Origin of the sequence: Pantoea endophytica (genome assembly GCF_002858935.1) — a bacterium.
Classification (GTDB): Bacteria; Pseudomonadota; Gammaproteobacteria; order Enterobacterales; family Enterobacteriaceae; genus Pantoea; species Pantoea leporis.
The window spans coordinates 110857-136328 of sequence record NZ_PJRT01000031.1 but is presented as its reverse complement, the minus strand read 5'-3'; the positions used below and the strand labels follow the sequence as shown (position 1 = coordinate 136328).

Below are 25472 nucleotides of genomic sequence, written 5' to 3'. Positions count from 1 at the left end.
TCGTTCCTTAGTGTGAGTCATCACGTGGGTCGAGCGCGTCGCGCAAACCGTCGCCCAGCAGGTTGAAGCCCTGCACGGTGAGAAAAATAGCCAGTCCGGGGAAAATCGACATCCACGGCGCCTGTTCGAGAAAGCCTTTGGCGGTATTCAGCATCGCACCCCATGAAGGCGAGGGCGGTTGCTGGCCGAGGCCAAGGAATGAGAGGCTGGCTTCGGTAATGATCGCCGAAGCAATCGCCAGCGTGGCCTGCACCAGAATTGGCGACAGCACATTGGGCAGCACGTAACGCAGGATGATCCAGCGATCGGGCAGGCCAATCGCTCGCGCGCCGTCAATGTACTCTTCGTGGCGAATGGCGATCACCTGGCCGCGCGTCAAGCGCGCGAAAATCGGCATCGCAGATAAACCGATGGCAATCATTGCATTTGATAAGCTCGGGCCGAGAAACGCTCCCAGCGCGATTGCCAGAATCAGAAACGGGCATGCCAGCAGCGCTTCGATAAAGCGCGAAATAATGCCGTCGCACCAGCCTTGCCAGTAACCGGCAATCAACCCAAGCGGCACACCAATCAGAATGGCGATCAGCACCGAAATGCAACCCGCCAGCAGCGAAGTACGCGCGCCCCACACCAGGCGAGACAAAATATCGCGCCCCAGCTCATCGGTGCCAAACCAGTGCAGCACCGTAGGTGCTTTACGCACCGCAAGGAAATTGGCTTTGATGGGATCAAACGGTGCCAGCCACGGTGCCAGCAGCGCCACGGCGACAAACAGCAGCACAATCACCGCACCAATCAGCGCACTTTTATTACGCAGAAACTTTTTCAGCACCCGACGATTCGGCTTTGCCACTGCAGGCAGTGCGCCAGCGGTTAATACCTCGCTCATGGTCAGCCTCGCATTTTCGGGTTAATGATCATATAGAGCACATCGGCCAGCAGATTGAGCAGCAAGAAGCCAATCGCCACTACCAGCACCACGCCTTGCACCACGGCGTAATCACGGTTGAATACCGCATCGACAATCATCTTGCCAAAGCCGGGCAGCGTGAAGACCTGCTCGGTCAGCACCGCGCCACCCAGCAACTCGCCAAACAGCAGCGTGGTGAGAGTAACTATCGGCATCAGCGCATTACGTAACGCATGCTTGAGCACCACTTTCTTTGCCAGCAGCCCTTTGGCGCGTGCGGTGCGAATGTAATCCGCTTTCAGCACGGCGATCATTGAAGCGCGAGTGTGGCGCATTAACGTGGCGGCCAGTCCGGTGCCAAGCACCAGCGCCGGCAGCAGCAGCGTTTTCAGGTTCTGCGCCACATCTTCGCTAACCGGCACAAAACCCGATGCCGGCAGCCATTGCAGGTGTACTGAGAACAGCAGAATCAGCAGAATACCGAGCCAGAAGTGAGGCACTGAAATCCCGGAAAGCGCGACAAAGTTGGTGGTGTGATCGACCCAACTGTCTTTGCGCACTGCGGCGATGATGCCCATGCTGATGCCAATCACCAGCGCGATAATCATCGCCAGCAATGACAATTCCAGCGTGACCGGCAATTTGCTGGCGATCAGCGCCGTCACCGGCTCTTTGGTGCGCAGCGACATGCCCAAATCGCCGGTTAGCGCATTACCCATCCAGGCGAAATATTGCGCGGGAATCGGATCGTCCAGATGATATTCCGCCCGCAGCTGGGCGATAACCTCTGGATCGCGCTCTTCGCCCGCCATCGCCAGCACCGGATCGCCCGGCAGCAGCTTTTGCAGTGCGAACACCATAATGCTCACCAGCAGCAGCGTCGGAATGGCCAGCAATAGCCGTTTTACAATCAGTTCCAGCATCCTCGCTCCTTAGCGGTTTACTGCGCCAGACTTACGCCAGCCAAACGTACCAATCCGTCCGGCCAGGCTTTGAAGCCCTGCAGTTTTTTCGACATGCCAAAAATGCGTGGCTCAAAGTAGAGGTAAGCAATCGGCATATCGCTTTGCAGTTGGTTCACCACCTGGGTGTAGAGCGCCTGACGCTGTGCCTGGTCGTTGGTGAGACGCGCGGCATTCAGCCACTCATCGATCTGCGCATTGCTGTAGCGTCCGTCATTGAGCGTGCCTTTGCTGTTAATAAACGAATAGATGCTGCCGTCCGGATCCGGACGACCAGACCAACCCGACAAGCTAAGCTGATAATCCCCGCGCTGCTGGCGATCCAACAGGGTGGCGAACTCACTCATTTGCAGATTGAGGTTGAAACCGGCTTCACCGACCATCGCCTGAATCACCTGGCCCACCTGCTGCGCGGTCGGGTTATTGCTGACCAGCAGCGTCAGATTCAGCGGTGTGGTAACACCCGCAGCCTTCAGCAGCGCTTTGGCTTTCTCAACATCGCGCGGTGCGATCGGTGTTTTGACGTGATACGCGCTGACCGGTGAAAACGCCTGATTGGCTGGCGTATACAAGCCTTCAAACGCCACCTGATTCAGCGCATCACGGTCAATCGCCAGTGAGAACGCTTCACGCACCCGCGCATCTTTCAGCGGACTATTAGCATCGACTTTGCCGTTGTTGATATTGAAAGTGATGCCCTGATAACCAAGACCTGTGACTTTTGCCAGCGCCAGTTTGCTATCGGCTTCAACGGTTTTCACATCGCTGGCGGCCACGCCTTCGGTGAGATCCAAATCGCCGGCACGCAGGTTTGCGAGGCGCACTGAAGCATCCGGGATCGGCAGGAAAATCACCTTATCGAAGTGATAGGCGCCTTTATTCCAGTAATTGTCATAGCGCTTCAGCACGATGCGATCCTGCTGAACACGGCTGTCGAACTGATACGGGCCAGAGCAGACCGGATGAGCGGCGAAATCGGGCTTTTTCGCCGCTTCCGGTGCCAGCATGGCTCCGGCGCGGTCGGTCAGCTGGCTCAGCAGCGCCGCATCCGGGCTTTTCAGGTGGAACTTCACCTGCATCGGGCCGCTCACTTCCACGCTTTCAATCGAGGAGATTTCACTTTTACGCAGCGAACCCGGCAGCGTTTGCGCACGTTCGATATTGAATTTCACCGCTTGCGCATCAAATTTTTCGCCATCGTGGAAGGTCACGCCGCTGCGCAGATTCATGGTCAGCGTTTTGCCGTCCTCGCTCCACGCCCAATCGGTCGCGAGACCCGGTACCACTTTGAGGTTTTGGTCAACATCGACCAAACGATCGCACATGGCCGCAAACACAAAACGGCCGTAATAGGTGCGCGCCAGATGCGGATCGAGCATGTCGGGATCGGCGCCCAGGCCGATGCGAATCACGCTGTCAGCCTGGCTGTGGGCGCTAGCCCCGAGCAGTAACAGACCGCTGAGGGCGGTTAATAACGTATGACGAGCTTGCTTCACGGTGTATCTCCAGAGGTTAGGCTTGCTGATTCACCGCCTGCTCAAACAGGGCGCGGCGACGTAAAAAAGCGGCGGAAGGTGGCGCAAGGGTGATGACGCTGCGATCGCGATTAATCTCCTGCCAGCGGTGACAGGCAATTTGACGGCCGCCGCTCAGCACCTGATTAATCGGTTCAAACTGGCGACATTCCGCTGTGGCATAGGGACAACGGGTATGAAAACGGCAGCCGCTAGGTGGATCTGCTGGGTTGGGCAAATCACCCTGCAGCATTGGGATGGTGCGACTGACGCCCGGCTGCATTTGTGGCGCGGAGGCAATCAACGCTTGCGTATAAGGATGGAGCGGCGCATCAAAAATCTCATCGACGCTGGCCAGTTCGACAATCTGACCGAGATACATCACCGCCACGCGATCGCTCATATGGCGGATCACCGCCAAACCGTGCGCCACGATCACCATCGTCAGGCCAAACTGCTGTTTCAGGCTCTCAAGCAGATTCACCACCTGCGCCTGCACGGACACATCCAGCGCTGAAACCGGCTCATCGCCGAGCAGTAATTTCGGCTGTGAGGCCAGCGCGCGAGCAATACCAATGCGCTGGCGCTGACCGCCTGAAAACTCGTGCGGGTAACGTTCGGCCCAGGCCGCAGGCAGGCCAACGGTGCGCAGCAGTTCGGCGACGCGCGCGTGGCGCTGATCGCGGCTCATCTTTTCGTGCAGCCACAAAGGTTCGCCCACAATCTGCTGCACCGTCATGCGCGGATTGAGCGAGGCAAACGGATCCTGAAAGATAATCTGCAATTCGCGACGCAGCTGATTGAGTCGCGCGCCGCTGGCATCGGTGATGCTTTCACCCTGATAGAACACGTCGCCGGCGCTGGCGGCTAATAAACGCAGCAGCAAACGTCCCAGCGTCGATTTACCGGAACCGGATTCGCCGACAATCGCCAGCGTTTCGCCCGGCATCACCTGTAGCGCAACGCGATCGACCGCCGTCACGCCGCGATTGCGTGAAAAAAGCCGGTTGCCGGTGGAGAAGGTTTTGCTTAAATCGCGGCACTCTAAAATCGGCTTCATGCATTTTCTCCCAGCGTGACGTGTTGCTCTAACGGAGCGCGGAAACAGGCCACCTGATGATCGTTCGCCAGTGCGCGCAACGCCGGACGATGCTGGTGGCAGCGTATTTCGGCGAAGGGGCAACGCGTGGCAAAGCGGCAGCCAGCCGGCATGTTTTCCGGCAACGGCACCTGGCCGGGAATGGTGGCTAACGCCCCTTCACGCGCGCTCAGGCTGGGAATTGAGCCCATCAGGCCAATGGTGTACGGATGCTGCGGATCGTTGAAAATACGCTCCACGCTGCCGCTCTCCACCACCTGACCGGCATACATCACCGCCACGCGCTGCGCCACTTCCGCTACCACGCCGAGGTCATGCGTGATCATCAATACTGCGGTGCCAGTTTCTTGTTTTAGGGTGTTTAACAGCGCCAGAATTTGCGCCTGAATGGTGACGTCGAGCGCGGTAGTGGGTTCATCGGCAATCAACAGTTTTGGCTGGTTGATCAGCGCCATGGCAATCATCACGCGCTGGCGCATGCCGCCGGAGAGCTGATGCGGATAGGCTTTCAGCCGCTGTTCCGCTGCTGGAATTTGCACTTTTTGCAGAATCGCCAGCGCCGCGTCCATTGCCTGGCGCTTACTCACTTTGCGATGGCGCATCACCGCTTCGCTCAGCTGATCGCCAAGCGTGAAGGCTGGATTAAGCGAGGTCATCGGTTCCTGAAAAATCATCGCCAATTGGTTGCCACGCAGGCTGGCGTATTCACTGCTGCTGAGTTGGCGCAGATCGCGGCCATCAAACAGCATGTCGCCCTGCAAGATTTGCGCACTGTCAGGCTGCAAACCCATCAACGTGAGTGAGGTGATGCTTTTGCCGCAACCCGATTCACCGACCAGCGCCAGCGTTTCTCCCGCCTGTAGCTCCAGAGAAATATCATCCAGTACCGTGACCGGCGAACCACGAAACTGCACGCGCAGATTGCGTAGCGATAAAACGGGATGTGCGGTCATGGCGCTTCCTCCTGACGGGAATAGAGCGTTTCCATCAGCGCCTGTTGCAGCGCAAGCAGATGCTCACGCATCGCCGCTGCCGCTTCATGGGGCTGGCGCTGGGCGATGTGCATCACCAGCCGCTGATGATGGGTGTCATAGTTATCCAGGCGTGCCGGGGTACGCGCCTGCACCCGCAAATGCTGCCAGCCGGGATCGCGGCGCACCGCATCGACGGCATCAAACAGCCCGAGCATCAGGCGATTGCCCGCCGCTTCGGCGATGGCGCGATGGAAGGCGCTGTCCCACAGTTCATGCTGATCGCCATCTTCAGGCGGCGTGATGGCGTGCATGCGCTCCAGCAGGCGTTTCATTAAGGCGATTTGTTCTTTGGTGGCGCGCAGGGCGGCAAGACTTGCCAGCCCCGGCTCGAGCTGCAAACGCGCTTCCATCACTTCAAGCAGATTCGATTGTTGCGGCAGATCCTGTAGCACCAGCGGCTGCACTGGCGCGGAGGGCCCAACAAAGGTGCCTTTGCCCTGTTTACGCCAGATGCGGCCCTCTTCTTCCAGCACATCTAATGCCCGGCGAATTTCACGACGACCGATGCCAAACCGCTCGGCTAACTCACGTTCGGTGGGCAGCGCGCGATCGGGCGTGTGCTCCTGCTGCTGAATCAGCTGGCGCAGTTGCTCAAGTGCGGTGCTGGAGTTGCGGCTGGTTTCTGGCGTGTCATTCATGATTGGTTCGCCTGTTTATGCATCAGAAAAAGATCGGTAATCGCCGCGTATCCAGCACTTTTGCTGATGAAAGGTGAATTCGGCAGCTTTCTTAGCGTAGGCAAGAAGTGAACCAATATTTAATTGGTTCGGATTAGCGTGTCATCAATGTGTAATAACCACATGATCGCAAAGTAAAAGTTTTTTCAGTGCCAGTTGTGAATTGCGAGAAGCGTCAACGTCCTCACCGGCATGCTGCTTCACGGTGGTGCGCGCGCGCTGCTTATCTGTGCAATGCCAGCAGTGCGGCGACGCGCGGTGAGTTAATAACCGATGGTTTTCAGCGGGATATAACCTTGGCATCTATTTTGTATGTGTTAACGCAGATGCAGGAGCGATTGCGGGCAACCGAGGTCGCCAGACAATTTGCAATGGGTCACTAGGGTTCCGGTCGAAAGATGCTGGTCCGAGAGTGACCGACCGTCCTCTGACGGTTACACGGCGGGAAAAAAGCCCGGGAGGAAAGCGAGAACGTTGCTCGCCGCCTCCTGCTTTTTTTTCGTCCGTAACGCCAGAGGAACCATCATGATCAAAGCCTGCCTTCGCCTGCTGTTGCTTTGCACCATCACGCTGTTCAGCGTCAACACGCTGGCCGCCGACAAACCCTCCTTTAAGATTTGCTGGTCGATCTACGCGGGCTGGATGCCGTGGGATTACGCGCAGCAGAGCGGCATCGTCAAAAAATGGGCCGACAAATACGGCATCGATATCCAGTTTGTGCAGGTTAACGACTACATCGAGTCGGTGAATCAATACACCGCCGGGGGTTTTGCTGGTTGCACCATGACCAACATGGATGCACTGACCATTCCGGCCACCGGCGGCGTGGATAGCACGGCGCTGATCGTTGGCGATTACTCCAACGGTAACGACGGCATTCTGCTGAAAGGCGCGGGCAACCTCTCAGCGCTGAAAGGCAAGCCGATCAATCTGGTCGAACTCTCGGTTTCGCATTACCTGCTGGCGCGGGCGCTGGAGAAATCCGGCATGAGCGAGAAAGATGTCAAAGTGGTGAACACCGCCGATGCCGATTTGGTGGCGGCGTTCGGCACCGCCGACGTCAACGCTATCGTTACGTGGAATCCGCTGCTCGCCGAAGCGGAGAAGCAGCCGAACAGCCATCTGATTTTCTCTTCCGCGCAAATTCCGGGCGAAATCCTCGATCTGCTGGTGGTCAACAGCGCCACGCTGCAGAAGTATCCGCAGCTCGGCAAAGCGCTGACCGGCGCATGGTATGAAACGTTGAAAACCATGTCCGGCTCAACCGACAGCGCTAAAGCGGCACGTACACAAATGGCGCAGGCTTCCGGCACCGATCTGGCGGGCTTTGACCAGCAGCTGGCCGCCACGCATCTGTTTAGCGATGCCAAAACCACCCTCGATTTCGTCCAAAGCCCACAGCTCAAAGCCACCATGCAGATGGTCGCCGAGTTCTCGTTCAAGCACGGTTTGCTGGGCGAAGGCGCGCCGAGCGCCGATGTGGTTGGCGTGGCAACGCCTGCGGGCAATTGGGGCGATGCGGGTAACCTCAAACTGCGCTTCACCGATGAGTACACCAAAATGGCCGCCGCCGGGCAGCTGTAAGCGAGGCGATGCCGATGCGTAAGTTGATCAACTACCAACCGCTGCCGCTGGGGCGCTTGCTGCTGGGCATTCTGCCGCTGCTGGCGCTGCTACTGGTGTATCTGTTCGCGTCGGAGGCGCGTCTCAGCCTGAATGCGGCAGACAAGCTGTTGCCGGGCTTTAACGCCATGGGCGACGCCATCAGCCGCATGGCGTTTCAGCCCAGCCCGCGCACTGGCGAATATCTGTTGTGGAGCGATACCGCCGCCAGTCTGCTGCGTTTGCTGTGTGGTGTGGCGATCAGCGCGCTATTGGCGCTGGCGCTGGGTCTGTTCACCGGCGCGCTGCCGGTGGTGCGTGCGGTGCTGGCGCCGCTGGTGACGCTGTTTGCGTTGGTGCCGCCGCTGGCGATTCTGCCGATTCTGTTTATCTGTTTTGGTCTCGGCGAAGTATCGAAAGTGGTGCTGATTGTCATCGGCATTACGCCGCTGATTGCCCGCGATTTGCAGCTGCAGGTGCAGAAGATCCCACGCGAGCAGTTGGTGAAAGCGCAGACGCTCGGCGCGCACAGCGCACAGATTTTATGGCGCGTGATCCTGCCGCAGCTGATGCCGCGCCTGTTGGATGCGGTACGGCTGTCGCTGGCATCGGCGTGGCTGTTTCTGATTGCCGCCGAAGCCATCGCCGCCACGGAAGGCCTGGGTTATCGCATCTTCCTGATGCGGCGTTATCTGGCAATGGATGTGATTCTGCCCTACGTGGCGTGGATCGCGCTGCTGGCCTTTCTGCTCGACCTGTTGCTGCGGCTGATTAGCCGTCGCTGCTGGCCGTGGTATCACGCGAAATAAGGGGCGAGCGATGCCGTTACTGCAACTGAAAAACCTTGAGAAACATTACGGCCAGCAAGTGGTGCTGGAGCGCCTCAACATTGAGGTTGAAGAGGGCGAGTTTGTGGCGATTGTCGGTGCGTCCGGCTGCGGCAAAACCACCTTCCTGAATATGCTGCTAGGCACTGAAGCGCCCAGCAAAGGCCAGCTGTTACTGGATGGCGAACCTATCCCCGACGAACCGGATGCGCATCGCGGCGTGGTGTTTCAGCGTTATTCCGTGTTTCCGCATCTGACGGTGCTGGGCAACGTGATGCTGGGCGACGAGTTCAGCAGTGCGCGTTGGCTGGGCCGCGTGTGGGGAAAGAAACGCCAGGCGATTCGCCAGCGCGCGCGGGCCATGCTGGCGCAGGTTGGGCTTGAACAGGCACAGAATAAATATCCGCATCAGCTGTCGGGCGGCATGCAGCAGCGTCTGGCGCTGGCGCAGGCGTTGATGAAGCAGCCGCGCATTTTGCTGCTCGATGAACCCTTCGGCGCACTCGATCCCGGCATCCGTAGCGAGATGCACCAGCTGATCACCCGTTTGTGGCAGCAGCATAACCTGACCATTTTCATGATCACCCACGATTTGAAAGAGGGATTTAGCCTTGCATCGCGTCTGCTGGTGTTCGACAAGCTGCGCCACGATCCGCACGCGCCTGAAGCCTGGGGCGCGACCATCACTTACGATCTGCCGCTGGATCGCGCACAGCCATCCGAACCGCAGGTCGCCTAAAGGAGAAAACCATGAAGCCTTATCAAACCTTGTTGCCGAGCGGCGCACACTGGTCGCTGATGATGCGCAGCGGCAGTGCGCTGACCCTCACCGATGTCGAAGGTGGCGCCAACGTCGGCCTGCTGTTTTACAACCCGGAAAACCTGCTGGAGCGCTATAACGCGCCCGACACCCTGAAGTGCCAGCACACTTTCCGCCTCACCGCCGGTCATTGTCTCTATTCAGATATGGGACGTATTTTCTGCGGCATCGAACACGACAGCTTCGGCTGGCACGAAAGCGTGTGCGGCACGCTGAATGCCGCACAAACCGCCGCGCGTTTTGGTGCCAGCACCTATCAGCAGGCGCGCAATCTGCGCCATCAAAATGGCTACGACAGTTTTCTTGTCGAGCTGGCCAAATATGGGCTCGGCCGGCGCGATATGGCGTCTTGCCTCAACCTGTTTGCGCAGGTGCGCGCCGACGACAGTGGCACTTTGCAGCTGGAACGTCAGGGCGCGGCGGGTGCCAGCGTGCGTTTACGTTTCGCGATGGACACGCTGGTGCTGCTGCACACTTGCCCGCATCCGCTCAGCGCATCGCAGGATTATCCGCGCCAGCCGGTGCAGATCGAACTGGATGCGCAACACGCGCCGCTGCCGGCGATGTGTCTCGAGCGCGACGAGAATCAGCGCGGTCTGCGCAATAACGCGCTGTATCAACTGCAAGGAGAAATGTGATGATCATTGAAAGTCAGCGCAATCCAGCCGAAGCGCGCTTCCAGCAGCAAATTGATGCCGGTGATTACTGGCTGCAGCGCATCGAGGCGGGCCAAACGCTACGCATCACCGATCTTGAAGGCAATCAAGCCGCCGATACGCTGTTTTTCAATGCTGATGACACCGCCGAACGCTACAGCATGAGCGACACGCTGCGCGGGCAGAACAATGTGTTTCTGACGGCCGGCAGCGTGCTGCGCTCGAACTTCGATCGCCCGATGCTGACCATCACTGCCGATACCTGCGGCCGTCACGACACGCTCGGCGGCGCTTGTTCATGCGAGAGCAACACGGTGCGCTATGACCTGGAGAAGCGCCATATGCATTCGTGCCGCGATAGCTGGATGCTGGCGGTGGCGGAGCAGCCGGAGTTTGGCCTGACGCGCCGCGACATCACCCACAACATCAACTTTTTCATGAACGTGCCGGTGACGCAGGATGGCGGATTGACCTTTGCCGACGGCATTTCTGCGCCGGGCAAATATGTCGAGATGCTGGCACACATCAACGTGCTGGTGCTGATCTCCAACTGCCCGCAGCTCAACAATCCCTGCAACGGTTACAACCCAACGCCGATTTTAGTCAGCGTGTGGTGATTCTCTGACGCAACGGGACGACCCGTTTTCTGCCGTCAATGCTACGCAGGACGACCTGCCGCAACGAGAGTATTCAGTCATGATTGATCGCGTATTAATTGCCAACCGTGGCGCGATTGCCGTGCGCATTATTCGAACCCTGCAAGCCATGAATATCCGGGCGATTGCCGTGTACGCCGAAGCCGACCGTCATGCGCGCCATGTGCGTCTGGCGGATGAAGCCTGGTCGCTCGGTGAAGGTCAGGTGCGAGACACTTATCTCAATCAGGATAAACTGCTGGCGATAGCCGCGCAGAGTGGCGCGCAGGCGCTGCATCCCGGCTACGGTTTTCTCAGTGAAAATCCGGAGTTTGTCACGCGCTGCGAAGCGGCGGGCGTGCATTTTCTTGGGCCGCGCGCCGAGCAGATGGCGGCCTTTGGCCTGAAACACAGCGCGCGTGCGCTGGCTGAACAGAATAATGTGCCGCTGCTGCCGGGCAGCGGCTTACTGTCTTCGCTGGCCGAGGCGCAGCAGATGGCGGCGCAGATTGGCTATCCGGTCATGTTGAAAAGCACCGCGGGCGGCGGCGGCATTGGCATGCAGCGCTGCGACGATGCCGAACAGCTCGACGCGGCATTTACCCGCGTGAAGCGCCTGGCGGGCAACAACTTCGCCGACGATGGCGTGTTTTTAGAGAAGTTTATTGCGCGTGCGCGCCATATCGAAGTGCAGATTTTTGGCGACGGCGCAGGTGAAGTCATCGCGCTTGGCGAGCGTGATTGCTCGGCCCAGCGCCGCAATCAAAAGGTACTGGAAGAGACGCCCGCACCGGGCTTGAGCGCTGCGGTGCGCGCGCAGTTGCAGGCCACCGCCGTAAGGCTGGCGCGGGCGGTGAACTATCGCAGCGCGGGCACGGTGGAATATGTTTATGACGATGCCAGCCAGCAGTTCTGGTTCCTCGAAGTGAACACGCGCTTGCAGGTGGAACATGGCGTCACCGAAATGGTGTATGGCGTTGATTCGGTGCGCTGGATGGTAGAACTGGCGCAGCAAAGATTGCCGCCGCTGGCCGATTTGCAGCCGGTCGCGCAAGGTCACGCCATTCAGGTACGGCTTTACGCCGAAGATCCGGCTAAGCAGTTCCAGCCCAGCGCGGGATTGCTCAGCCATGTGCAGTTCCCGACTACGATTGAGGGCGCTACGCTGCGCATCGACAGCAGCGTTGAGAGCGGCATGGAGGTTTCGCCATTTTACGATCCGATGCTGGCGAAACTTATTGTACATGCCGCAGACCGTACCAGCGCGCTAGGCAGCATGGCGCAGGCGCTATCCGCCACCGAACTGTACGGCATCGAAACCAATTTGCTGTGGCTGCGCCAGCTGTGCACGCTGCCGGACGTGCAGCAGGGACGCATCATCACCGCCACGCTCGGCACCCTGCAGTGGCAGCCGCCAACGCTGGATATTCTCAGCGGCGGCACCTTAACCACAGTGCAAGATGCGCCGGGCCGCATCGGTTATTGGCATGTTGGCGTGCCGCCTTCCGGTCCATTCGACAGCCGCGCGTTCCAGCTGGGTAATCGCCTGTTAGACAATGATGCTCAGGCCGCCGGGCTGGAGATCACCTTGCGTGGCCCGACGCTGCGCTTCAACCAGGCCTGCAGTTTTGTCCTGACCGGCGCGCCGATTGCCGCGCAGCTTGATCAACAAACGATACCGATGCATCAGCGGCTGACGGCGCAGGTCGGGCAAACGCTGACGCTCGGCGAAGTACGAGATGGCAGCCGCAGCTATCTGCTGCTGGCCGGTGGCCTCAATACGCCGCGCTATCTGGGTAGCCGCAGCACTTTCACCCTCGGCAAATTTGGTGGTCATGCCGGACGCGCGCTGCGCGCCGGTGATGTACTGCATCTCGCCGCGCCGCAGGTGCTGACAGCGGCCAGCTTGCCGGATAATTTGCTGCCGTCACTGAACGGCAGCTGGCAGCTGCGGGTGATTTACGGTCCGCATGGCGCGCCAACCTTCTTCACCGATGATGACATCGCGGAATTTTTTGCCGCTGAGTGGCAAGTGCACTACAACTCCAGCCGCACCGGCATTCGCCTGATCGGCCCCAAACCGACCTGGGCACGCAGCGATGGCGGCGAAGCGGGCATGCATCCCTCGAACATCCACGACAATGCGTACGCCTTCGGCACCGTGGATTTTACCGGCGATATGCCGGTGATCCTCGGCCCCGATGGCCCATCGCTGGGAGGTTTTGTTTGTCCGGCAACGGTGATCGAAGCCGATCTGTGGAAGCTGGGGCAGCTGAAAGCTGGCGATCGCGTCCAGTTCCAACCGATCGAACTTGCCACCGCCGATCAACTGGCGCAGGCGCAGCGTGACGAGATCATCAAACTGCAATCTCAACCGATTACAGTGAACGCGGCGCTGCCCTTGATTGATCCGGTTCTGCACCATCATGCGGCAACGGAGCAACGTCCTTCGCTCTGTATTCGGGCGGCGGGCGACCGTTTTCTGCTGGTGGAATATGGCGATTTACAACTGGATATCGCGTTGCGTTTTCGCGTGCATGCGCTGATGCAATGGCTGGAAGCGCACCCGCTGCCGGGGCAACTGGAATTGACGCCTGGCATCCGCTCGCTACAAATTCATTATGACGCACAAATGTGTGCCAGAAGTGAGCGAGTGGCGCAAATATTGCACGCTGATTTAGCATTGGGTAGCCTGGCCGATGCGGCCGTGCCTGCACGCACCGTCTGGCTGCCACTTAGCTGGGATGATGCGGCCTGTCGTGAAGCGATTGTGCGCTACGACCAATCCGTCAGACCGAATGCGCCGTGGTGCCCAAGCAATATTGAATTTATTCGCCGCATCAATGGGCTGGATAGCATTGAGTCGGTAAAAGAGATCGTATTTAGCGCCTCTTATTTGGTAATGGGATTGGGCGATGTCTATCTCGGTGCGCCGGTGGCTACGCCACTCGATCCGCGCCATCGCCTGGTGACCACCAAATACAATCCGGCGCGCACCTGGACGGCGGAAAATTCGGTCGGTATCGGCGGCGCTTATATGTGCGTGTATGGCATGGAAGGGCCGGGCGGCTATCAGTTTGTTGGACGCACTATGCAGATGTGGAACCGCGATCGCCCCACAGCTGCGTTTACCCAGCCCTGGTTACTGCGCTTCTTCGATCAAATTCGCTTTTATCCGGTAGATGCCGACGAGTTGCTGCAGATTCGTGAGCGTTTCCCGTGGGGCGATTATCCGCTACGCGTGGAACAGGGTGAATTCCGCCTCGCCGAGTATCAGGCGATGCTGACGCAGCACGCGCAGGAGATTGATGCCTTCCAGCAGCAGCGCCAGCACGCGTTTGATGAGGAGTTGGCGCGCTGGCGAGCGGAAGGGCAGTTTACCTTTGATAGCCAACTGCAAGCGCAGAGCACCGAAGAGAGTGTGGTGCCAGCCGGTTGTCATCCCGTTGAGAGCCAGGTGGCGGGCAGCGTGTGGCAATGGCTGGTGGAGGAAGGCAGTGAAATCAGTGCGGGGGCCACGGTCGGCATTCTCGAATCAATGAAGATGGAAATCCCGATCGTCGCGCCCGTCAGTGGAAAAATCCATAGTCTGACGCGGCAGTCTGGGCAGCAAGTGCAGGCAGGTCAATTGCTTATGGTGATCGACCCAAAAGTGGCATAAGAAAGAATAAAAAATAATCAGGAATCTGGCAGCAAAGTCGGGGATATGTCCCATACTTAGAAACCCGAACTATTGTTGCATTGCCCTGACATCTTTTGCAGTGCTCAACAGGCTGTGTCCCGCATCGGTTTGATAATAACTATGCGAAACCGCTTCGGGATACAGCCTGATCGTCCGGTTTCAGCGCCTGGTGGCGCTTACCTCTCTACTTTCACGTGCTTCATAGTGAGTTTTTAAGGAGTTCTCTATGGAATTAAAAGATCCCATGGTCGAGTTGCTCAGCAGCCTTGAGCAGATTGTTTTGACACGTGACGCGAAGCCATCCGTATCAGAAATTTCAATCAATCAGACTACAGTTCCCGAGCCGCAGCGTTTACGCGAGATGACCGGCATGCAGGTTGACGAATTTGCCCGTGTGATGGGTGTCAGCGTTTCGTCAGTGAAAAGCTGGGAGGCGCAACGTACACGTCCTTCCGCTACGGCGCGTAAATTGATGAAGTTGTTGCAGGCCAACCCTTATTTAGGGCGTCAGCTGCTGGAGTAATCCCTTTTTTGGGATGATCCAACCCGCCTTGATGGCGGGTTTTTTAATTTATGGCGCCATACTTTGCTGCCTGTTTAACGAACCAGCTCTCCGGCACGCTGTACGGCGGTTGCGCTAACTGCGCAAGCCCTTGTTTGATGGTCTGCTCTGCCTGCCGCCAAAGATGGCTATCGCCCTGGCGCAACAGCTGAATCTGAATTTGCTTTTCCACCAGATAGACGCGCGCAAAGTCGGCATCGTACTGCACGATGGCGCGGGTGTTGTCGATGATGTCGGCCAGCTTGATGGTTTGCGCTTCGGGCGAGGCATCGGCGGTATGACGAAAATGCGCCAGCTTGCGTGCGGCGCGGTTTTTTGCCGCAGGCTGCGCGCTGTCGGTGAGCTGGTCCACCAGTTCCGCCACGCGCGGGCCGAAATGGCGTTCGATATCGTCAATGGTGCTGGGCGTGTCTTCTACCGTGTCATGCAGCCAGGCGGCGGCAATCATCTGTTCATCATCGGTAACGCTACGCACTAATTCGGCGACGGCCGCCGGATGCACAATGTAAGGCTCGTCAGTGTATTTGCGACGTTGACCCGCAGCGGCATGCGCCTCAGTGGCATAACGGCGCGCTTGCTCTTCCAGTGAATCTCGCATATTTCACTCTCCCAGAGAAAAGTCGCTTGCAATTATCTAGCGCGCTATTTATATTGAAACCCATGAACAGTAATCAAGATGACAAAAAAGTGAAGCAGGCGCCACTTCAGTTAGATCAGCAGCTCTGCTTTGCACTGTATTCGGCGAATCTCGCGATGCACAAAGTCTATCGCCAGCTGCTATCAAAGCTGGAGATTACCTATCCGCAATATCTGGTGATGCTGGTGCTGTGGAGTCAGGACGATGTGACGGTCTCTGAGATTGGCGAGCAGCTGTTTCTTGATTCAGCAACGCTGACGCCGCTGTTAAAACGTCTGGAGAGCGCGGGTTTATTGCATCGCCAGCGTTCCCGTCAGGATGAGCGTCAGGTTGTGGTAACGCTGACCGATGAAGGTCGTGCGTTGCGTGACAAAGCAGAAAGTATTCCGGAGGCCATTCAGTGCGCAACAGCCTGCGATGACCAGGTGATGGCATCTCTGAAAGCTCAGTTAGACGAGTTGCGCGATAGCCTTTACCGCGCCAATTAATAAACAGGGGAAGTCGCTGTCCCGACAACCCAAAAGATGACGTTCAGGTTTGCGCATAATAAGTAGTGCGCGATTATATAGCGAATTAATGAGGTTATTATGTCTTTAGAAAAAGTTGTTTACACTGCAAAAGCTAAAGCTACCGGCGGTCGTGATGGTCGTGCTACTTCTTCCGACAACGTGCTGGATGTAAAACTGGGCGTGCCAAAAGAGATGGGTGGCGCAGGCGGCGAAGTGACTAACCCGGAGCAGCTGTTTGCTGCAGGTTATTCAGCGTGTTTCCTCGGCGCGATGAAGTTTGTGGCTGGCCGCGACAAGATTTCGATGCCGAAAGATGCGTGGATTGAAGGCGAAGTTGGCATTGGCCCAATCCCGAACGGTTTCGGTATTGAAGCCAAACTGAATATTCATCTGCCAGAGATGGATGCAGCTGAAGCGCAGAAGCTGGTAGATGCGGCACACATCGTTTGCCCATACTCAAACGCAACGCGTGGCAATATCGACGTGACGCTGAACATCATCAACTAATTGATGTTATTCACGATAACAGGCTCCTGTGGGAGCCTTTTTCACATCTGAATAAAACGCTAACCGGTTCGATTAGAAAATTTATCTGGTCTTACCATTGGTTAAATGTTCTACTGCTCGGCTTCGCGCCATCGCCCTTTCGCCAGTCGGAATCGTCCCGATCCTGCATCTTGCGTCACGCTTTTAATGCGGTTTAGCGAACTCTGCTGTCTTTAAACAGTCACATAACGGTTGATACAACGACACCAGGTCGGGAATAGAAAATTTTCATGAATTATATTAAAAGTTTAACGCAGCAAAAGCTGTCTCTGCTGCTTGCGTTATATCTCGGTATCTTACTGAATTTACCGATATTTTATCGCCGCTTTGACGGCTTCTTAACGAAATCCAATATCTCTAACTGGCTCTCTGCAGCGGCGGAAGTGATGGCAGCGGTACTGCTGACTTTCTTCCTGATGCGCTTGCTGTCGCTGGGCGGCAAATGGGTTTACCGCATTCTCGCCACACTCACCGTGATCATCTCTGTTGCCGCCGCCTATTACATGGCGTTCTTCAACGTGGTGATTGGCTACGGCATTATCGCCTCGGTGATGACCACCGATATCGATCTCTCTAAAGAAGTGATTGGTCTGCATTTCGTGCTGTGGATGGTGCTGGTGAGTGCGTTGCCGCTGCTGCTTATCTGGCGCAATAAGCTTAGCCAGACACTGATTGAACAACTTAAAACGCCAGGGCAACGTTTGAAGCCGGTAGCCATTATGCTGCTGAGCGTGGCGCTGGTCTGGCTGCCGATTCGCTATTTCGACAAGTTGCAGAAGGTGAATGAAGAGATCACCAACATCGATTTGCCGAGCTATGGCGGCGTGGTGGCGCACTCGTATCTGCCATCCAACTGGATTGCCGCGCTGGGCCTGTTCGCCTGGACCAAAGTTGATGAAGAGTGGGATGGCCAGAAGTTACTCGATCCGGCAAAAGAGTTTACTTACGTCGCGCCTGCGGGCATCGACGATACCTATATGGTGTTTGTGATTGGCGAAACCACGCGCTGGGATCACATGGGCATGCTCGGCTACGATCGTGATACCACGCCGAAGCTGTCGAAAGAGAAGAACCTGGTCGCGTTCCGTGGTGAATCTTGTGATACCGCCACCAAGCTGTCGCTGCGCTGTATGTTCGTGCGCGAAGGCGGCACCATGGATAATCCGGGCCGCACGCTGAAAGAACAAAACGTTTTCGCCGTGTTGAAAGAGCTGGGCTTCACCTCTGAGCTGTTCGCGATGCAGAGCGAAGTGTGGTTCTACGATAACGCTGACACCAATAACTTCTCGTTCCGTGAGCAGATTGGTTCAGAGAAGCGTAATCAGGGCAAAGCGGTCGATGACATGCTGTTAGTGCCGGAGTTGCAGGCATCGTTACAGCGCTTCCCGAAAGGCAAGCACGTGGTGATTCTGCACACCAAAGGCTCGCACTACCTTTATTCACAACGTTATCCGCGAGACTTCGCGCGCTATCAGCCGGAGTGCATGGGCGTTGATGAGAAGTGCAGTAAGGCGCAGTTGATTAACGCCTACGACAACTCGATTTTGTATGTTGATACCATGCTGGATAGCGTGCTCGATCAGTTGCGTGATAAGAAGGCGATTGTCTTCTACGCCTCCGATCACGGTGAATCAATCAGCGAGAATATGCACTTGCACGGTACGCCGCGCGAGATGGCGCCACCGGAGCAGTTCCGTGTACCGATGATGGTGTGGGCTTCTGATAAGTATCTTGAAGATCCAACCAACCGCAGCAACTTCGAACGTTTACAGGCGCAGCAGCGCGTGGGTAAAACCCATCGCCATGTTGAGCTGTTCGACACCATCATGGGTTGCCTCGGCTACACCTCGCCGGACGGCGGAATTAAAGACGCAAATAATTGGTGTTCAGCACCAGCGGCCGCGCCTGCTAAAGCGCTGTGATTTTTTTGGGGTTGTTGACCGCTGCTTGCTTTCCAGGCGATCAGTTGGGTTTTCAGTAAAAGGCATTGACGCTTTTTTAGCAGCGCAGTAATATGCGCCCCCATCGGCGAGTAGCGCAGCTTGGTAGCGCAACTGGTTTGGGACCAGTGGGTCGGAGGTTCGAATCCTCTCTCGCCGACCATCTTTGAAGAAACCTGCTTTTATAAGCAGGTTTTTTTTCGTCTGTAATTTGTTGGGTCTTGTGCCGATCAGGCTGAAATACAGGGCCGCTCCGTAAAGTCGCCGTGGACACATCCCTGTGGGCTCTGCCGGCGCATCCCTGCGCCGGAAGCTTTACTCCGCGGCCCTGTATTCCATCCTTCTTCAAACTCCTCTGCATTTTTTTAACAGCAAAACAGAAGCCAACCTGGCGATGGGAAGGCGGCTCGTTTAGCAAAGCGTCCGCCGCAGGGATGCGGCGGTCGAGGCTACAGGGACGTATTCACGCCGACTTTGCGTTCGAGCCGCCTTTCCTGAGCAACGCACCGAGCGAATAGCAAAATCCCTAAATATACCCATTCCATCCCCTAAACCAGCAATACTCACCATTATCTCCACTAACTCCCGCGTACCCCACGCCAAATCGAACCCGCGCGCTTAATTCGCGAAACATTCTTCTTATGACCGGTTTATGCATCATGCTGATTTCTTATGCCATTTCCCTAGCACATTCCGCTGCCTGAACGTCATAACGCACGCAGAATCGTTCAGATATTCAACATTTACCAATAAGTTTTGTGTGTTTTTTAGCGGTGATAATCACTGCTATTTGACTACATAGCCAGATAATCACGCGGCATTGAGCGCTTTATCACCTTTTTTAATTTTGGCTTAGGCTGAGAAGGGTGTTTTTTATCGTTGCTTGCACTTAGTCACACTCTATGTAAATAACCCCACACTGTATTGACGTTCATTGCAACTGTTGACAAATTGATGCGTCAATAAAATGTAGAGAAGGACGTGTCTGACAGATTCCACGGTGCCAGCACAAAAAAATAACCGCTCACATTTTGCTTACTCTTAATTGACCTGCCCGAACCGCATAAAAAAATCAGAGGTCGGGCGACGCACACAACATCACATCACAATGGAGCAAAACATGATCAACTCCCTGGCTAAATCCAGGATGCTGAAGGTCGGTCTCAGCCTGATTGCTATGACCGTTGCCGCTGGTGTCCAGGCGAAAACCCTCGTTTATTGTTCAGAAGGTTCGCCGGAAGGCTTCAACCCGCAGCTCTTCACATCGGGCACCACCTACGACGCAAGCTCGGTACCGATCTACAACCGACTGGTTGAGTTCAAAACCGGTACCACCGAGCTGCAGCCAGGTCTGGCAGAAAAATGGGATGTCAGCGCGGACGGTAAAACTTATACCTTCCACCTGCGTCAGGGCGTGAAGTGGCAAACCACCAAAGACTTCAAGCCAACCCGCACCTTCAATGCCGATGACGTCGTGTTCTCCTTCGAGCGTCAGCTCGACAAAAACAACAAATATCACGGTGTTTCTGGCGGCAGCTACGAATACTTCGAAGGCATGGACATGCCTAAGCTGATCGCCAAAATCGAAAAAGTTGACGATTACACCGTACGCTTCACGCTGACGCGTCCAGAAGCGCCGTTCATTGCTGACCTCGGCATGGACTTTGCCTCAATCATTTCTAAAGAATATGCCGACAATATGCTGAAAGCGGGCACGCCTGAGAAGCTGGACCTCAATCCAGTGGGCACCGGTCCGTTCGTACTGCAGCAGTATCAGAAAGACTCGCGCATTCTGTATAAAGCTAACCCAGACTTCTGGGGCACCAAGCCGAAGATTGATCGCTTAGTGTTCTCCATCACGCCAGACGCCTCTGTGCGTTATGCGAAACTGCAGAAAGGCGAGTGCCAGGTCATGCCGTACCCGAACCCGGCCGACATCGCCAGCATGAAGAAAGACGATAAAATTAACCTGATGGAACAGCCTGGTTTGAACGTCGGTTACCTGTCGTTCAACACCGAGAAAAAGCCGCTGGATAACGTGAAGGTGCGTCAGGCACTGACCATGGCGGTGAACAAACAAGCCATCATTGATGCCGTTTATCAGGGCGCTGGTCAGGCCGCGAAAAACCTGATCCCACCAACCATGTGGGGCTACAACGACGACATCAAAGATTACGCTTACGATCCTGAGAAAGCCAAAGCGCTGCTGAAAGAAGCAGGCATGGCGGATGGTTTCTCCATCGACCTGTGGGCAATGCCGGTTCAGCGTCCATACAACCCGAACGCACGTCGCATGGCGGAAATGGTTCAGGCTGACTGGGCGAAAATTGGCGTGAAAGCCAAAATCGTCACCTTCGAATGGGGCGAGTACCTGAAACGCGCGAAAGCCGGTGAACACCAGACCGTAATGATGGGCTGGACCGGTGATAATGGGGATCCGGATAACTTCTTCGCCACGCTGTTCAGCTGTGCAGCGGCGAAAGACGGTTCTAACTACTCACGTTGGTGCTACAAGCCGTTTGAAGATCTGATTCAGCCAGCCCGTGCTGAAGCCGATCACAACAAACGTATTGAACTGTACAAACAGGCTCAGGTAGTGATGCATGACCAGGCTCCAGCGCTGATCATCGCCCACTCAACCGTCTACGAGCCAGTGAGTAAGAAAGTCTCTGGTTATGTGGTTGATCCATTAGGTAAACATCACTTCGAAAACGTCGATATCCAGGAATAACCTTTCGGATTATCGCGGTCAGGGCCAGCATTGCTGGCCCTCGGGCGGCACCTTCGCCGCCCGTATTCCGCTCTTTTTTTCCGGCAAATTCTACTAATGAAGCGCTTCTTGCGTCGCGTCCGCCTTTGGCTGGCTGCGAGTGTTGAGCAATGTTGTCCCCGGCGGTAACGCTGTGGGAAATGTCAGAGAACCAGGCTTATGCTGCAATTCATACTCCGACGTTTGGGCCTTGTCATCCCAACGTTCATCGGTATCACGTTATTGACCTTCGCGTTTGTCCACTTGATCCCCGGCGATCCGGTACTGATCATGGCCGGCGAACGCGGTATCTCTCCTGAACGTCACGCGCAATTGATGGCGCAGTTTGGCCTCGATCAGCCGATGTGGAAGCAATACATCACCTACATCAACGGCGTCTTACACGGTGACCTCGGCATCTCGCTGAAAAGCCGTATCCCGGTTTGGGACGAATTCGTACCACGCTTCAAAGCTACGCTGGAACTGGGCATCTGCGCCATGTTGTTCGCGGTCGCTGTCGGCATTCCTGTTGGCGTGCTGGCCGCGGTAAAACGCGGCTCGATCTTCGATCACACTGCCGTGGGCATCTCGCTCACCGGTTACTCGATGCCGATTTTCTGGTGGGGCATCATGCTGATCATGCTGGTCTCGGTGCAGTGGAACCTCACGCCGGTCTCCGGGCGCGTCAGCGACATCATCTTCCTCGACGACAGTCATCCGCTCACCGGCTTTATGCTGATTGACACGCTGCTGTGGGGCGAAGAGGGCGATTTTAAAGATGCGGTGATGCACATGATTCTGCCGGCCATCGTGCTCGGCACCATTCCGCTGGCGGTGATCGTGCGTATGACGCGCTCCTCGATGCTGGAAGTGCTGGGTGAAGATTACATCCGCACCGCGCGCGCCAAAGGGCTGACGCGTATGCGTGTGATTGTGGTGCATGCGCTGCGTAACGCCATGCTGCCGGTCGTCACCGTGATTGGTTTGCAGGTTGGTACGCTGCTGGCCGGTGCGATTCTGACCGAAACCATCTTCTCGTGGCCGGGACTCGGTCGCTGGCTGATCGAAGCGCTGCAACGCCGTGATTATCCGGTGGTGCAGGGCGGCGTGCTGCTGGTGGCGATTCTGATCATCGTGGTCAACCTGCTGGTTGATCTGTTGTACGGCGTGGTCAATCCACGTATCCGTCATAAGAAATAAGGGGGAATCATGTCTGCTGTTGATCCCGCAAGCGTAACTGCTGCACCCAAGCCGATGACCCCGTTGCAGGAATTCTGGCACTACTTCAGGCGTAACAAAGGCGCGGTTATCGGCCTGATTTACATCGTTCTGATGCTGTTAATCGCTATCTTTGCTGATGTGCTGGCACCGCACGCACCGGCTGAGCAATTCCGTGATGCCTTGCTGCATCCGCCAGTTTGGCAGGAAGGTGGCAGCTGGAGCTACATCCTCGGTACCGATGACGTGGGCCGCGATGTGCTGTCGCGCCTGATGTACGGCGCGCGCCTGTCGCTGCTGGTTGGCTGCATGGTCGTCGTGCTGTCGCTGATTCTCGGCGTGATATTTGGCCTGATGGCTGGCTACCTTGGCGGCGTGGTTGACGCCATCATTATGCGTGTGGTCGATATCATGCTGGCGCTGCCAAGCCTGCTGCTGGCATTGGTGCTGGTGGCAATCTTCGGTCCGTCGATCGTTAATGCCTCGCTGGCGATTACCTTCGTCGCCTTGCCGCACTATATCCGTCTGACGCGTGCTGCGGTGCTGGTTGAAGTTAACCGCGACTACGTTACCGCCTCAAGCGTGGCGGGTGCCGGTACGCTGCGCCAGATGTTCATCAATATTCTGCCTAACTGCCTGGCACCGCTGATCGTGCAGGCATCATTAGGTTTCTCCAACGCCATCCTCGATATGGCGGCGTTGGGCTTTCTCGGTATGGGGGCGCAGCCGCCAACGCCGGAGTGGGGCACCATGCTCTCCGACGTGTTGCAGTATGCGCAAAGTGCCTGGTGGGTGGTGACATTCCCTGGAGTGACCATTCTGCTAACGGTTCTGGCATTCAACCTCATGGGCGATGGTTTGCGTGATGCACTCGACCCGAAACTCAAGCAGTAAAGAGGCACCGAGATGGCGTTATTAAATGTAGACAAATTATCGGTGCATTTCGGCGACGAAAAAACACCGTTCCGTGCGGTTGACCGCATCAGCTATCAGGTCGAGCAAGGCCAGGTAGTCGGCATCGTCGGGGAATCCGGTTCCGGTAAATCGGTCAGCTCGCTGGCGATCATGGGCCTGATCGATTATCCCGGCCGCGTGATGGCCGAGAAACTGGAATTCAATCAGCGCGACCTGCAGAAAATCTCCGAAAAAGAGCGCCGCCAGTTGGTGGGCGCCGAAGTAGCGATGATCTTCCAGGACCCGATGACCAGCCTCAACCCTTGCTACACCGTGGGTTTCCAGATCATGGAAGCGCTGAAGGTGCATCAGGGCGGCAGCAAACGTACCCGTCGTCAGCGTGCGATTGATCTGCTCGATCAGGTGGGCATTCCCGACCCGGCATCGCGCCTGGATGTCTATCCGCATCAACTGTCGGGCGGGATGAGCCAGCGCGTGATGATCGCGATGGCGATTGCCTGCAAACCGAAGCTGCTGATCGCCGATGAGCCGACCACCGCGCTCGACGTGACCATTCAGGCGCAAATCATCGAACTGCTGCTGGAGTTGCAGAAGCAAGAGAACATGGCGCTGATCCTGATTACCCACGATCTGGCGCTGGTGGCCGAAGCGGCACAGCACATCATCGTAATGTATGCCGGACAAGTGGTGGAGAGCGGTAAAGCGGTGGATATCTTCAAAGCGCCGCGTCATCCCTACACGCAAGCCTTACTGCGCGCGCTGCCGGAGTTTGCTGCGGACAAAGCGCGTCTGGCCTCGCTGCCTGGCGTGGTGCCGGGTAAATACGACCGCCCAACCGGCTGCCTGTTAAATCCGCGCTGCCCGTATGTGACCGATCGCTGCCGCCGCGAAGAGCCGGAGCTGCGCGACATTCCTGGCCGCCAGGCCAAATGTCACTTCCCACTGGATGATGCCGGGAGACCGACTTATGAGTCTTGATAACGATAAGCAGGATTACCTGCTGCAGGCGATTGACCTGAAAAAACACTACCCGGTGAAGAAAGGTCTGTTTGGCCAGCAACGTCTGGTCAAAGCGCTGGATGGCGTCTCGTTCAACCTCGAACGCGGCAAAACGCTGGCGGTGGTCGGCGAGTCTGGCTGTGGTAAATCCACGCTGGGCCGCTTGCTGACGATGATTGAAACCCCGACCGAAGGCCAGCTGTTCTGGCACGGTCAGGATCTGTTGAAACACGATCCGCAAGCGCAGAAACTGCGTCGCCAGAAAATTCAGATCGTGTTCCAGAACCCGTATGGCTCGCTCAATCCGCGTAAGAAAATCAGCCAGATTCTGGAAGAGCCGCTGGTGATCAACACCTCGCTGACCAAAGCGGAGCGCAAGGAAAAAACGCTGGAGATGATGGCGAAGGTTGGCCTGAAAACCGAGCATTACGATCGCTATCCGCACATGTTCTCGGGCGGCCAGCGTCAGCGTATCGCTATTGCGCGTGGTTTGATGCTCGATCCTGATGTGCTGATCGCCGATGAGCCGGTCTCCGCGCTCGACGTGTCGGTGCGTGCGCAGGTGCTGAATCTGATGATGGATTTGCAGCAGGATTTAGGCTTGTCCTACGTCTTCATCTCGCACGATCTCTCCGTGGTGGAACACATCGCCGATGAGGTGATGGTGATGTATCTCGGCCGCTGTGTTGAGAAGGGCAGCAAAGAGGCGATCTTCAGCAATCCGCGTCATCCTTACACGCAGGCACTGCTGTCGGCGACACCACGTCTCAACCCGGACGATCGCCGCGAGCGCATCAAACTGACGGGCGAGTTGCCAAGCCCGCTCAATCCGCCGCCGGGCTGTGCGTTTAACGCGCGCTGCCGTCGTCGTTTTGGCACCTGCGTTCAGCTGCAGCCAAAACTGAAGCAATATGGCGATCAGCAAATCGCCTGCTTCGCGGTTGATCAGGATGAAAATCAGCCGGTAGGCGTGTCATAA

General features: G+C 56.7%; 22 protein-coding genes, 1 tRNA gene and 1 riboswitch. Of the genes, 16 read left to right on the top strand and 7 right to left on the bottom strand.

Annotation, left to right across the window (positions count from 1 at the left end; all coding sequences use genetic code 11):
- Positions 1-7: 7 nt before the first annotated feature.
- Genes PZBJ_RS19275 through PZBJ_RS19250 form a run of 6 tightly spaced genes read right to left on the bottom strand, consistent with a single transcriptional unit; the run spans position 8 to position 6157 of the window.
- Positions 8-889, bottom strand: a complete 882-nt coding sequence (locus PZBJ_RS19275; RefSeq protein WP_101763820.1) for an ABC transporter permease — start codon at positions 887-889, stop codon at positions 8-10.
- A gap of 2 nt (positions 890-891) precedes the next feature.
- On the bottom strand, positions 892-1833 hold the full coding sequence (locus tag PZBJ_RS19270; RefSeq protein WP_101763819.1) for an ABC transporter permease: 942 nt from the start codon (positions 1831-1833) through the stop codon (positions 892-894).
- 17 nt (positions 1834-1850) lie between these two features.
- Positions 1851-3368, bottom strand: a complete 1518-nt coding sequence (locus PZBJ_RS19265; RefSeq protein WP_101763818.1) for an ABC transporter substrate-binding protein — start codon at positions 3366-3368, stop codon at positions 1851-1853.
- Between the two features lie 16 nt (positions 3369-3384).
- Positions 3385-4446, bottom strand: coding sequence for an ABC transporter ATP-binding protein (locus tag PZBJ_RS19260; protein ID WP_101763817.1), 1062 nt, complete (start codon positions 4444-4446; stop codon positions 3385-3387).
- A complete protein-coding gene (locus PZBJ_RS19255) occupies positions 4443-5438 on the bottom strand; it encodes an ABC transporter ATP-binding protein (RefSeq protein ID WP_101763816.1) in 996 nt (331 codons plus the stop codon). Before PZBJ_RS19255 ends, PZBJ_RS19260 begins: the two co-directional genes overlap by 4 nt.
- A complete protein-coding gene (locus PZBJ_RS19250; protein WP_101763815.1) occupies positions 5435-6157 on the bottom strand; it encodes a FadR/GntR family transcriptional regulator in 723 nt (240 codons plus the stop codon). Before PZBJ_RS19250 ends, PZBJ_RS19255 begins: the two co-directional genes overlap by 4 nt.
- Before the next feature lie 407 nt (positions 6158-6564).
- Positions 6565-6659, top strand: a riboswitch (guanidine-I (ykkC/yxkD leader).
- Between the two features lie 62 nt (positions 6660-6721).
- Between PZBJ_RS19250 and PZBJ_RS19245 the strand changes: the two genes are divergently transcribed.
- From PZBJ_RS19245 to PZBJ_RS19215, 7 genes are all read left to right on the top strand, one after another.
- Positions 6722-7780, top strand: coding sequence for a putative urea ABC transporter substrate-binding protein (locus PZBJ_RS19245; protein ID WP_101763814.1), 1059 nt, complete (start codon positions 6722-6724; stop codon positions 7778-7780).
- A gap of 14 nt (positions 7781-7794) precedes the next feature.
- Positions 7795-8607, top strand: coding sequence for an ABC transporter permease (locus PZBJ_RS19240; RefSeq protein ID WP_101763813.1), 813 nt, complete (start codon positions 7795-7797; stop codon positions 8605-8607).
- 10 nt (positions 8608-8617) lie between these two features.
- Complete coding sequence (locus PZBJ_RS19235) at positions 8618-9364, top strand: ABC transporter ATP-binding protein (RefSeq protein ID WP_101763812.1); 747 nt, start codon at positions 8618-8620, stop codon at positions 9362-9364.
- Between the two features lie 11 nt (positions 9365-9375).
- Positions 9376-10083 carry an urea amidolyase associated protein UAAP1 gene (locus PZBJ_RS19230; RefSeq protein ID WP_101763811.1) on the top strand — a complete coding sequence of 236 codons (708 nt, stop codon included), beginning with the start codon at positions 9376-9378 and terminating at the stop codon, positions 10081-10083.
- Positions 10083-10718 (top strand): urea amidolyase associated protein UAAP2, encoded by a 636-nt coding sequence (locus PZBJ_RS19225; RefSeq protein WP_101763810.1) that lies wholly within the window; start codon positions 10083-10085, stop codon positions 10716-10718. Before PZBJ_RS19230 ends, PZBJ_RS19225 begins: the two co-directional genes overlap by 1 nt.
- A 79-nt stretch (positions 10719-10797) precedes the next feature.
- Positions 10798-14397, top strand: a complete 3600-nt coding sequence (gene uca / locus PZBJ_RS19220; protein ID WP_101763809.1) for an urea carboxylase — start codon at positions 10798-10800, stop codon at positions 14395-14397.
- A 247-nt stretch (positions 14398-14644) separates the two neighbouring features.
- Positions 14645-14941 carry an HTH-type transcriptional regulator gene (locus tag PZBJ_RS19215; protein WP_008104629.1) on the top strand — a complete coding sequence of 99 codons (297 nt, stop codon included), beginning with the start codon at positions 14645-14647 and terminating at the stop codon, positions 14939-14941.
- Positions 14942-14984: 43 nt separating this feature from the next.
- Here the strand turns inward: PZBJ_RS19215 and PZBJ_RS19210 are convergent, their stop codons facing one another.
- Positions 14985-15578 carry an HD domain-containing protein gene (locus PZBJ_RS19210; protein ID WP_101763808.1) on the bottom strand — a complete coding sequence of 198 codons (594 nt, stop codon included), beginning with the start codon at positions 15576-15578 and terminating at the stop codon, positions 14985-14987.
- Positions 15579-15640: 62 nt separating this feature from the next.
- Here PZBJ_RS19210 and PZBJ_RS19205 point away from each other — a divergent pair, with 62 nt between their 5' ends.
- From PZBJ_RS19205 to dppF, 9 genes are all read left to right on the top strand, one after another.
- Complete coding sequence (locus tag PZBJ_RS19205; RefSeq protein WP_101763807.1) at positions 15641-16105, top strand: MarR family winged helix-turn-helix transcriptional regulator; 465 nt, start codon at positions 15641-15643, stop codon at positions 16103-16105.
- A 99-nt stretch (positions 16106-16204) separates the two neighbouring features.
- Positions 16205-16633 carry an organic hydroperoxide resistance protein gene (locus PZBJ_RS19200; RefSeq protein ID WP_101763806.1) on the top strand — a complete coding sequence of 143 codons (429 nt, stop codon included), beginning with the start codon at positions 16205-16207 and terminating at the stop codon, positions 16631-16633.
- A gap of 269 nt (positions 16634-16902) precedes the next feature.
- Positions 16903-18594, top strand: coding sequence for a kdo(2)-lipid A phosphoethanolamine 7''-transferase (gene eptB, locus PZBJ_RS19195; RefSeq protein ID WP_101763805.1), 1692 nt, complete (start codon positions 16903-16905; stop codon positions 18592-18594).
- 104 nt (positions 18595-18698) lie between these two features.
- A tRNA-Pro gene (locus PZBJ_RS19190) sits at positions 18699-18775 on the top strand.
- 957 nt (positions 18776-19732) lie between these two features.
- Entirely contained in the window at positions 19733-21343 is a 1611-nt protein-coding gene (gene dppA, locus PZBJ_RS19185; RefSeq protein WP_101763804.1) for a dipeptide ABC transporter periplasmic-binding protein DppA, read from the top strand.
- A 198-nt stretch (positions 21344-21541) separates the two neighbouring features.
- Positions 21542-22561: a dipeptide ABC transporter permease DppB gene (gene dppB / locus PZBJ_RS19180; protein ID WP_101763803.1), complete on the top strand. Its 1020-nt coding sequence runs from the start codon at positions 21542-21544 to the stop codon at positions 22559-22561.
- Between the two features lie 9 nt (positions 22562-22570).
- Positions 22571-23473 (top strand): dipeptide ABC transporter permease DppC, encoded by a 903-nt coding sequence (gene dppC / locus PZBJ_RS19175; protein ID WP_101763802.1) that lies wholly within the window; start codon positions 22571-22573, stop codon positions 23471-23473.
- Positions 23474-23485: 12 nt separating this feature from the next.
- Entirely contained in the window at positions 23486-24472 is a 987-nt protein-coding gene (gene dppD, locus PZBJ_RS19170) for a dipeptide ABC transporter ATP-binding protein (protein ID WP_008104610.1), read from the top strand.
- Entirely contained in the window at positions 24462-25472 is a 1011-nt protein-coding gene (gene dppF / locus PZBJ_RS19165) for a dipeptide ABC transporter ATP-binding subunit DppF (protein ID WP_101763801.1), read from the top strand. Before dppD ends, dppF begins: the two co-directional genes overlap by 11 nt.

Excerpts from the sequence above, each read along its gene's own strand:
- PZBJ_RS19275 (WP_101763820.1), bottom strand. The coding sequence starts at position 889 with ATGAGCGAGGTATTAACCGCTGGCGCACTGCCTGCAGTGGCAAAGCCG.
- PZBJ_RS19270 (WP_101763819.1), bottom strand. The coding sequence starts at position 1,833 with ATGCTGGAACTGATTGTAAAACGGCTATTGCTGGCCATTCCGACGCTG.
- PZBJ_RS19260 (WP_101763817.1), bottom strand. The coding sequence starts at position 4,446 with ATGAAGCCGATTTTAGAGTGCCGCGATTTAAGCAAAACCTTCTCCACC.
- PZBJ_RS19255 (WP_101763816.1), bottom strand. The coding sequence starts at position 5,438 with ATGACCGCACATCCCGTTTTATCGCTACGCAATCTGCGCGTGCAGTTT.
- PZBJ_RS19250 (WP_101763815.1), bottom strand. The coding sequence starts at position 6,157 with ATGAATGACACGCCAGAAACCAGCCGCAACTCCAGCACCGCACTTGAG.
- PZBJ_RS19245 (WP_101763814.1), top strand. The coding sequence starts at position 6,722 with ATGATCAAAGCCTGCCTTCGCCTGCTGTTGCTTTGCACCATCACGCTG.
- PZBJ_RS19240 (WP_101763813.1), top strand. The coding sequence starts at position 7,795 with ATGCGTAAGTTGATCAACTACCAACCGCTGCCGCTGGGGCGCTTGCTG.
- PZBJ_RS19235 (WP_101763812.1), top strand. The coding sequence starts at position 8,618 with ATGCCGTTACTGCAACTGAAAAACCTTGAGAAACATTACGGCCAGCAA.
- PZBJ_RS19230 (WP_101763811.1), top strand. The coding sequence starts at position 9,376 with ATGAAGCCTTATCAAACCTTGTTGCCGAGCGGCGCACACTGGTCGCTG.
- PZBJ_RS19225 (WP_101763810.1), top strand. The coding sequence starts at position 10,083 with ATGATCATTGAAAGTCAGCGCAATCCAGCCGAAGCGCGCTTCCAGCAG.
- uca (WP_101763809.1), top strand. The coding sequence starts at position 10,798 with ATGATTGATCGCGTATTAATTGCCAACCGTGGCGCGATTGCCGTGCGC.
- PZBJ_RS19215 (WP_008104629.1), top strand. The coding sequence starts at position 14,645 with ATGGAATTAAAAGATCCCATGGTCGAGTTGCTCAGCAGCCTTGAGCAG.
- PZBJ_RS19210 (WP_101763808.1), bottom strand. The coding sequence starts at position 15,578 with ATGCGAGATTCACTGGAAGAGCAAGCGCGCCGTTATGCCACTGAGGCG.
- PZBJ_RS19205 (WP_101763807.1), top strand. The coding sequence starts at position 15,641 with ATGAACAGTAATCAAGATGACAAAAAAGTGAAGCAGGCGCCACTTCAG.
- PZBJ_RS19200 (WP_101763806.1), top strand. The coding sequence starts at position 16,205 with ATGTCTTTAGAAAAAGTTGTTTACACTGCAAAAGCTAAAGCTACCGGC.
- eptB (WP_101763805.1), top strand. The coding sequence starts at position 16,903 with ATGAATTATATTAAAAGTTTAACGCAGCAAAAGCTGTCTCTGCTGCTT.
- dppA (WP_101763804.1), top strand. The coding sequence starts at position 19,733 with ATGATCAACTCCCTGGCTAAATCCAGGATGCTGAAGGTCGGTCTCAGC.
- dppB (WP_101763803.1), top strand. The coding sequence starts at position 21,542 with ATGCTGCAATTCATACTCCGACGTTTGGGCCTTGTCATCCCAACGTTC.
- dppC (WP_101763802.1), top strand. The coding sequence starts at position 22,571 with ATGTCTGCTGTTGATCCCGCAAGCGTAACTGCTGCACCCAAGCCGATG.
- dppD (WP_008104610.1), top strand. The coding sequence starts at position 23,486 with ATGGCGTTATTAAATGTAGACAAATTATCGGTGCATTTCGGCGACGAA.
- dppF (WP_101763801.1), top strand. The coding sequence starts at position 24,462 with ATGAGTCTTGATAACGATAAGCAGGATTACCTGCTGCAGGCGATTGAC.